Consider the following 6,881-nt stretch of genomic DNA (forward strand, 5'->3'; position numbering starts at 1 on the left):
ACAGGGTGCGGACGGAAAATTCCGCGCCCATTACGAAACATTTACCAACGAAACATCGCGGCTTTTAATTAAGGCCCGCGTACGAGTGGAGGCCGGAAACCACCAGATTAATAAAGAAGAGATTGAACACCATCGTGCCCATCGCCAGGATATTCACCCAGGCCGCCCCGATCTTCCATCCCGCCGTGGCCCGAGCGTGCAGGTAGGCGGCGTAGAGAATCCAGGAGATAAAGGAGAACGTCTCCTTGGGATCCCAGCCCCAAAACCGCGTCCAGGCATCCTCCGCCCAAATCGCCCCAAAAATAATGCCCATACCCAGAATTGGCAGCGTGAACACAGCCAACTTATAGGCGATGGAATCCAGCTTCTCCGCCGAGGGCAGCGGAGCGGCCATCGCCCCGAAGACACCGGCCACCCCGCCCCTCGACTCCTTGCCGGGGGCCTGCCACACGCGCAGCAGGTACAGCAGGGAAAACACTCCGGAGACGATGCCGATGGAGGCCCCCGTCGACACCGTGGTCACGTGCACGGGCAACCAATAGGATTGCAGCGCCGGCACCACCGGGGCAGAGTCCGCGTAGAGCTTGGTGGCGCCGATAAACATCAGCACCAACAGCGGAGTCAAGATCCACGGCCACACCACCTGGTGGCCGCGGCGCTGCACCACCGCGGCGGCCACCACAAGGGTAATGCACGAGACCACCAACACGTACTCGTAGAGATTCCCCAGGGGGAAGCGCCCGGCGGACAGCCCCCTGGTGACCGCGGAGATGACGTGAAGGATGATGCCCGTCCACACCAGCGCCTGCGTCGCCCCGGCCCACTTGGCCGCGCCCGCCTCGCGCCGCTCCGATTCCTGGCGCCCCTCCGCGTCCGGGGCCGGTTCCTGACGACGCAGGCGGATGATGGCCTGCATCTTCACGTAGTAGAACAACGAGGCCACCAGGGCCACCGCGTACACCAGAAACGCGGCCTGGAACGTGTGATCGGACAGGCCCGCCAGGCTGGTATTCACAGACATTTTTCGGCTTCTTCCTCGACGAACAGGTACTGACAGCAGACGCTACCAGACCTCGCCGGGCGGCCTATTGCTCCTCCTCATCCTCCTCGGGCAGGCCCAGGATCCGGCGACGCAGCACATCGAACTCGGCGCCCCACCCGGCGCGATCCGTGCGCGCCAACCCCGCCATCTCCACCAGGGTGCCCCCGCCCCGGGCCGGGGAGAGCCGCACCCACACGCGGCGGCGCTTGACCATGAGCGAGGCCACCAGGGAGCCGAGCATCGTCACCGCGGAGACGAGCACCCACACCTGCGTGGGATCGGAGGCCACCACATAGTTGGCGTACTCGTTGGCCCCCTCGAAGGTGACCACGGTGCCGTCGTCGAGGGTCACGGACTGCCCCTGGGAGAGGTTCACCCGGTCGATCTTTTGCAGCTGCCCCGCGTGGATCAGGGTGGGATCGAGGCTAAAGATGTTCTGCCCCACGCCGGTATCGAGGCCGTTATCGCCCCGGTACACGTCGATCGCCACCGCGGGATCGCGCATGGTGGGGAAGGACGAGGTAAGCAGCTCCCCGTTCTCCCCCGACCACTGCGCGGTGGGGGCGAAGAGCCCCTGAATGGCCAGCTGGTGCTGGCGGCGCTCGTACAGGTCCGGATACATGCCCGCCGGAGGGTCAAAGCGCATCGCCCCGGAGGACAGGAAGAAGGTGGGATCGTCCGGGCGCCACTGCAGGGTCTGGGTGCGCCGCTGCCCGTTGGGCCAGGTCACGGTGAAGGTGGGGGCAAAGCCGTGGCCCTGAAGATACAGCCGGTCCCCGGACATCCGCAGCGGGTGATTCACCTTGAGCTCGTAGTTCTCCCAGGTGGCGGGGTCCCGGGTGATCTCCTCGCCCCGGGCGTAGGAGATGTGGGAGCGAAACATCTCCGCCTGCCCGCTGGGCAGGTAGTCCGCGGTGAAGTCGTGCGCATGGAAGCAAAAAGGACTCAGGCCGGTGCCGTTGAAAAGCGGCCCGGCGCGGAAGGAATCGAAGTTGGCCGGGGAGGTATTGCAGAACTCCGTGGACTGGTCGAGCGCCAGGGCGTCGTGGGAGCCGGACTCCGTGATCACGATGACGTGCCCCTCGTAATACACCAGCCGACCCAGGCCCACGGTGACCAGCAGCGCCACCAGAGAGAGATGGAAAACCAGGTTGAAAAACTCGTGCGCATAGCCCCGCTCGGCGGCGAACGAGCGTTTGCCCGCCCGATCCTCCCCGGGAGCGTACTCCGCCAGGCGCCACCGAGAGAAGCGCGAGCGCACCTGCTCCTCTAACTCCGCGAGGGGGCGCGGGTCCACGTCGGCGCTGTGGCGCGGCATCCTCTCCAGGCGCTTGGGCGGGCGCACAGGAGGCGTACGCATGGCCTTGTAGTGCTCCCAGCTGCGCGGGATGATGCAGCCCACCAGCGAGATCATCAGCAGCACGTAAATGGCGGTAAACCAGGTGGAGCTGAAGACATCGAAGAGCTCAAGGCGATCGTAGATCTGCGCCAGGCGGCCGTTGTCCGCGAGGTACTCCTCCACGTTGGCCAGGCTGAGGTTACGCTGCGGCAGAAGCGCACCGGGAATGGCCGCCACGGCCAGCAGGAAGAGCAACACCAGCGCCGTGCGCATGCTGGTGAGCCAGTTCCAGGCCCGGCGCAGGTACCTCACCGCGAGCTTCATCGTATGACTCTCCTCCGTCGCGTTCTCCTCGGTGCTACACCAGCGTGGTGCCGTATTCCACGGTCCACTGGCGCACCCACGTAATAAACTCCGCCCACAGGCCGGTCACCAGGGCCAGCCCGATGAGCACCATGAGCACCCCGCCGAGGACCTGCATGGCCCTGGTGTGCCGCCGCAGCCAGCCCACGCCGCGCAGCGCGGCCCCGGAGCCCAGGGCCAGCAGGATGAAGGGCAGGCCCAGCCCCAGGCAGTAGCCGACGATGAGCGCCACGCCGCGCGCGGCCGTCACCCCCTCGGTGCCCACGGACACCGAGACGATGGCCGTCAGCGTGGGACCGAGGCAGGGCGTCCAGCCCAGCGCAAAAACCCCGCCCAACAGGGGCGCCCCCAGCCAGGTGGTCCAGCGCTGCGGGGTCATGCGGGTATCGCGCTGCAGGCCCGGCACCAGGCCCATGAAGACCAGGCCCATGAGGATGGTCACCACCCCGCCGAGGCGCATGAGCGTCTCCGCCCGCACCGTCAGCGCGCCGATAACGCCAAAGACCGTCACAGTGGCCAGCAGAAAGATCACGGTGAAGCCCAGCACGAAGAGCGCCGCAGCGAGCACCACCGCCCACTGCCGGCGCCGCCCCACCCGCGGTCCGTGTTCCCCCTCGTAGTTCATCTCCCCGCCCACGGTGCCCGCGAGGTAGGAAAGATACCCCGGCACCAGGGGAATCACGCACGGGGAGGCAAAGGACACCAGGCCCGCCACGGCGGCGGCCAGCACCCCGAGGATCAGGGGCCCGGAGGCGACGAGGTCGGCAAGATATTCTCCCACGGGCTACTCCTGGGCGATGCGCGTGACGACGTCGATGAGCTCCCCGGCCGTGATCGAACGCAGGAACACCGCCGCGGGACGGTGCTGCCGATCAAGCACGATGGTGGTGGGCACGACGCTGGCCGGTACCCCGCCGAGGGCAGCGGCGGTACGGAAGGGCGGGTCGTAGAGGGAGGGGTAGGTCACGGCGCTGTCTTTGACGAAGTCCTGGGCGATCTGCCGGTTATAGTCCCGCACGTTGATCCCCAGCACCGTGGCCCCCAGCGGCGCGATGGCCTCCTGGGTCTCCTCCAGGTCGTCTACCTCGGAGCGGCACGGGGCACACCACTGCCCCCAGGAGTTAAGCACCACCACCTGGTCGGCAAAGTCCGAGAGCGCGATCTCGGTGCCCTCCTGCATGAGGGAATCGCCGGAGAAGTCCCGCACGGGCTGACGCTCCTGCGGCTCGTAGAAAATCTCCGTGGCCCCGCCGGGGGAATAAAAGGAAAAGGAGCCCTCCCCCTGGTTCACGGCGTCACGCCCGGCGGTCTGTTCCTCGCTGCATCCCGCAGCACCCGCCGCCAGCGCGGCGGCCATCGCGAACCCCAGCGTCATCGTCCTGCGCCTCATCGCCATCCCCTATATCTCGCGGGCGGGCTCGCTATAGCGATGCTCCACCAGCCGCTCGCCCCGGAAAATCAGAGAGGTCACGGAGGCCAGATCGCAGCGGCGGGCGGCAGGATTATGCGCCAGGGGCTTGCCCGCCGCCCAGCGCTGCACCATCACGATGGGCAGCTGGTGGCTGACCACGACGGCCTCGCGGCCCTCCGCGGCCGCCCGCGCCCGCTCCACCGCGGCCCGCATCCGCGCCAGGATGTCCTCGTAGTGCTCCCCCCAGCTCGGCAGGGTGGGATTGACCATGAGCGGCCAGCGCACCGGATTCCACAGCTGGGAGCGCCACCCCTTGGTGCGCAGCCCCTCGAAGCGATTGCCCGCCTCCAACAGATCCTCGTCGGTGCGGATCTCGCAGCCCGTCACCCGCGCGAGGGGGGCGGCCGTCTCCTGCACCCGCTCCATCGGGGAGGCTCCGAGGTAGGCCACGTCGTGCCCCTCGAAGGACAAGGCGGTGCGCGCCGCCTGGCTCTGCCCCCGGGAGGACAGGTGGTACCCCGGCAGGCGGCCATAGAGGATCTTGGCGGGGTTATACACCTCACCGTGGCGTACCAGGTGGACAATGGTGGTGGTCATGGATCGCTTTCTGTCGCGGGGATGGAGGCCGGGCTACTTTTCTGTGGCCGCCGCAGCCGCCTTGGCGGCGGGAATCAGGGCGCGCTCAATCCGCTCAAAATCATCGTCGCTGAGCGCGCTGGACACAAACCACGTCTCAAAGACGCTCGGCGGGGCGTAGACCCCCGCATCCAGCAGGGCGTGGAAAAAGGCCGGATAGCGGAAGGTCTGGGCGGCCTGCATGTCCTGGAAGTGACGCCCCTCGCCCTCGGCAAACCGCACGGACAGCATGGAGGAGGCGCGCTGAATGTGGTGCGCCACGCCCTCGCGCCCCAGCGCCTCGTGCAGCAGCCCGGCCAGGCGATTGGCGTTCCGGGACACCTCGTCATAGACCTCCTCCGTGGCGGCCTTCAGCGAGGCCAACCCCGCCGCCACCGCCACCGGGTTCCCGGACAGGGTGCCCGCCTGATACACCGGGCCGAGCGGGGCCAGATGCTCCATGACGTCGCGGCGCCCGCCGAAGGCCGCCGCCGGCAGGCCGCCGGAGACCACCTTGCCGAAGGTCACCAGGTCGCCCGCCACGCGATCCACCCCGTACCAGCCGTGATAGGAGGTGCGGAAGCCGGTCATCACCTCGTCGAGGATCAATAGGGCCCCGTCGGCGTGGGCGATCTCCTTGAGCGCGGCGTTGAAGCCCTCGCGCGGGGCCACCGTGCCCATGTTGCCCGCCGCCGCCTCCGCGATAATCGCCGCGATCTGGCCGGGGTGCTCGGCAAAGGCGCGGCGCACCGCGTCCAGATCGTTATAGGGCACCACGATGGTGTCCGCCGCCGCGGCCCCCGTCACTCCCGGGGAATCCGGCAGCCCCAGGGTGGCCACCCCCGAGCCCGCCGAGGCCAGCAGCGCGTCCACGTGCCCGTGATAGCACCCCTCGAACTTGAGGATCTTGGCCCGCCCGGTAAAGCCCCTCGCCAAGCGCACGGCCGACATCGTGGCCTCCGTGCCGGAATTGACCAGGCGCACCTGCTCGACGGCGGTACGATCCACGATCGCCTGGGCCAGCTCCGCCTCCGCGATCGACGGCGCGCCGAACGACAACCCACTCACCGCGGCCTCGCGCACCGCCTCCACGATGGCGGGCAGGGCGTGCCCCATGAGCATGGGCCCCCAGGAACACACCAGATCGACGTACTCGTTGCCGTCCACGTCGATCAGATGCGAGCCCTTGGCCTCCCGGATGAAGCGGGCCTGCCCGCCCACCGAACCGAAGGCGCGCACCGGGGAGTTCACGCCGCCGGGGATCAGCCGCGAGGCGCGCTCGAACCAGCGCGCGGATTTCTGAGTATGGGCAGAGGTGGCAGGCAGATCAGTCATGAGGCCATTGTAGAGGGCGGGTGGGACAGGGCGCGGGTAGAGCCGCGCCTCATGCACCCGTGCTGCGACATCCGGAGCGATACCGCCGCTATTTTCCTCACCGACGCCGGGACACTCCTCAACGGCATAAAAGCGTAATCACACCTCCTCCCCCTCGGGACTCTTCCCGCTAGGAGACATTGTGCTGGGAAACCTCCCAGCTCCTCCCGGTGGTGCGACCATCTCCACCACCAGGACGAAGGCACGCACCCCACAAGCAAGCACCTTCAACCACGAGGAGAAGGTAAGACAAATAGCCCACCATCACCACACAAACAGAGATAACAAAAACCGCCACCAGAGTTCCAGCTCCACGCGACGGTTCCTAGGGCGGGCTGAGTATCAACGCAACCGCCCGCTTCATCATTTGACGCGATCACGGGACTGCTAGTCTCACGAAGAACCTCACCATGCTCTAACCAGCGGTGGGGTTCTTCGCCTTATTATTGCGACAGTCAAGGTGGGCTACCACCACCCAACCTAGCGGCACCCAGGCCACGCAGCACGCAGACCACCCACAGCAAAAAGACGGGCAAGGGAAAATAACTCCCTCACCCGCCTAACTTACCCGGCGGTTACACCATCAACCGCCTAGATCACAGAAGGCATACCCTCCTCCAACACCACAGAACCAGACGGAATCGCCTTAATGGAGCGACGCGGAGCCTTCGGCTCTACCGCCTTACCCACCTCAGGCGCACCCTCGGTAACCACCGTGACGTTCTTATCCCGCTTCT

6 protein-coding genes are annotated in these 6,881 nt (G+C 67.0%); all 6 read right to left on the reverse strand.

The features are described 5' to 3' along the window. Positions 1-64 precede the first annotated feature (64 nt). Entirely contained in the window at positions 65-1,021 is a 957-nt protein-coding gene (gene ccsB, locus H7347_RS05845; protein WP_152822116.1) for a c-type cytochrome biogenesis protein CcsB, read from the reverse strand. Positions 1,022-1,085: 64 nt separating this feature from the next. Beyond that, complete coding sequence (locus tag H7347_RS05850; RefSeq protein ID WP_152822119.1) at positions 1,086-2,705, reverse strand: cytochrome c biogenesis protein ResB; 1,620 nt, start codon at positions 2,703-2,705, stop codon at positions 1,086-1,088. Positions 2,706-2,739: 34 nt separating this feature from the next. Further along, a complete protein-coding gene (locus H7347_RS05855; protein WP_186337304.1) occupies positions 2,740-3,525 on the reverse strand; it encodes a cytochrome c biogenesis CcdA family protein in 786 nt (261 codons plus the stop codon). A gap of 3 nt (positions 3,526-3,528) precedes the next feature. After that, complete coding sequence (locus tag H7347_RS05860) at positions 3,529-4,119, reverse strand: TlpA disulfide reductase family protein (protein ID WP_227659020.1); 591 nt, start codon at positions 4,117-4,119, stop codon at positions 3,529-3,531. A gap of 24 nt (positions 4,120-4,143) precedes the next feature. Next, positions 4,144-4,752: a histidine phosphatase family protein gene (locus tag H7347_RS05865; RefSeq protein WP_152822123.1), complete on the reverse strand. Its 609-nt coding sequence runs from the start codon at positions 4,750-4,752 to the stop codon at positions 4,144-4,146. 33 nt (positions 4,753-4,785) lie between these two features. Beyond that, a complete protein-coding gene (gene hemL / locus H7347_RS05870; protein ID WP_152822125.1) occupies positions 4,786-6,105 on the reverse strand; it encodes a glutamate-1-semialdehyde 2,1-aminomutase in 1,320 nt (439 codons plus the stop codon). Between the last annotated feature and the right edge of the window lie 776 nt (positions 6,106-6,881).

Origin of the sequence: Corynebacterium sp. zg-331, assembly GCF_014267345.1 — a bacterium.
Classification (GTDB): domain Bacteria; phylum Actinomycetota; class Actinomycetes; order Mycobacteriales; family Mycobacteriaceae; genus Corynebacterium.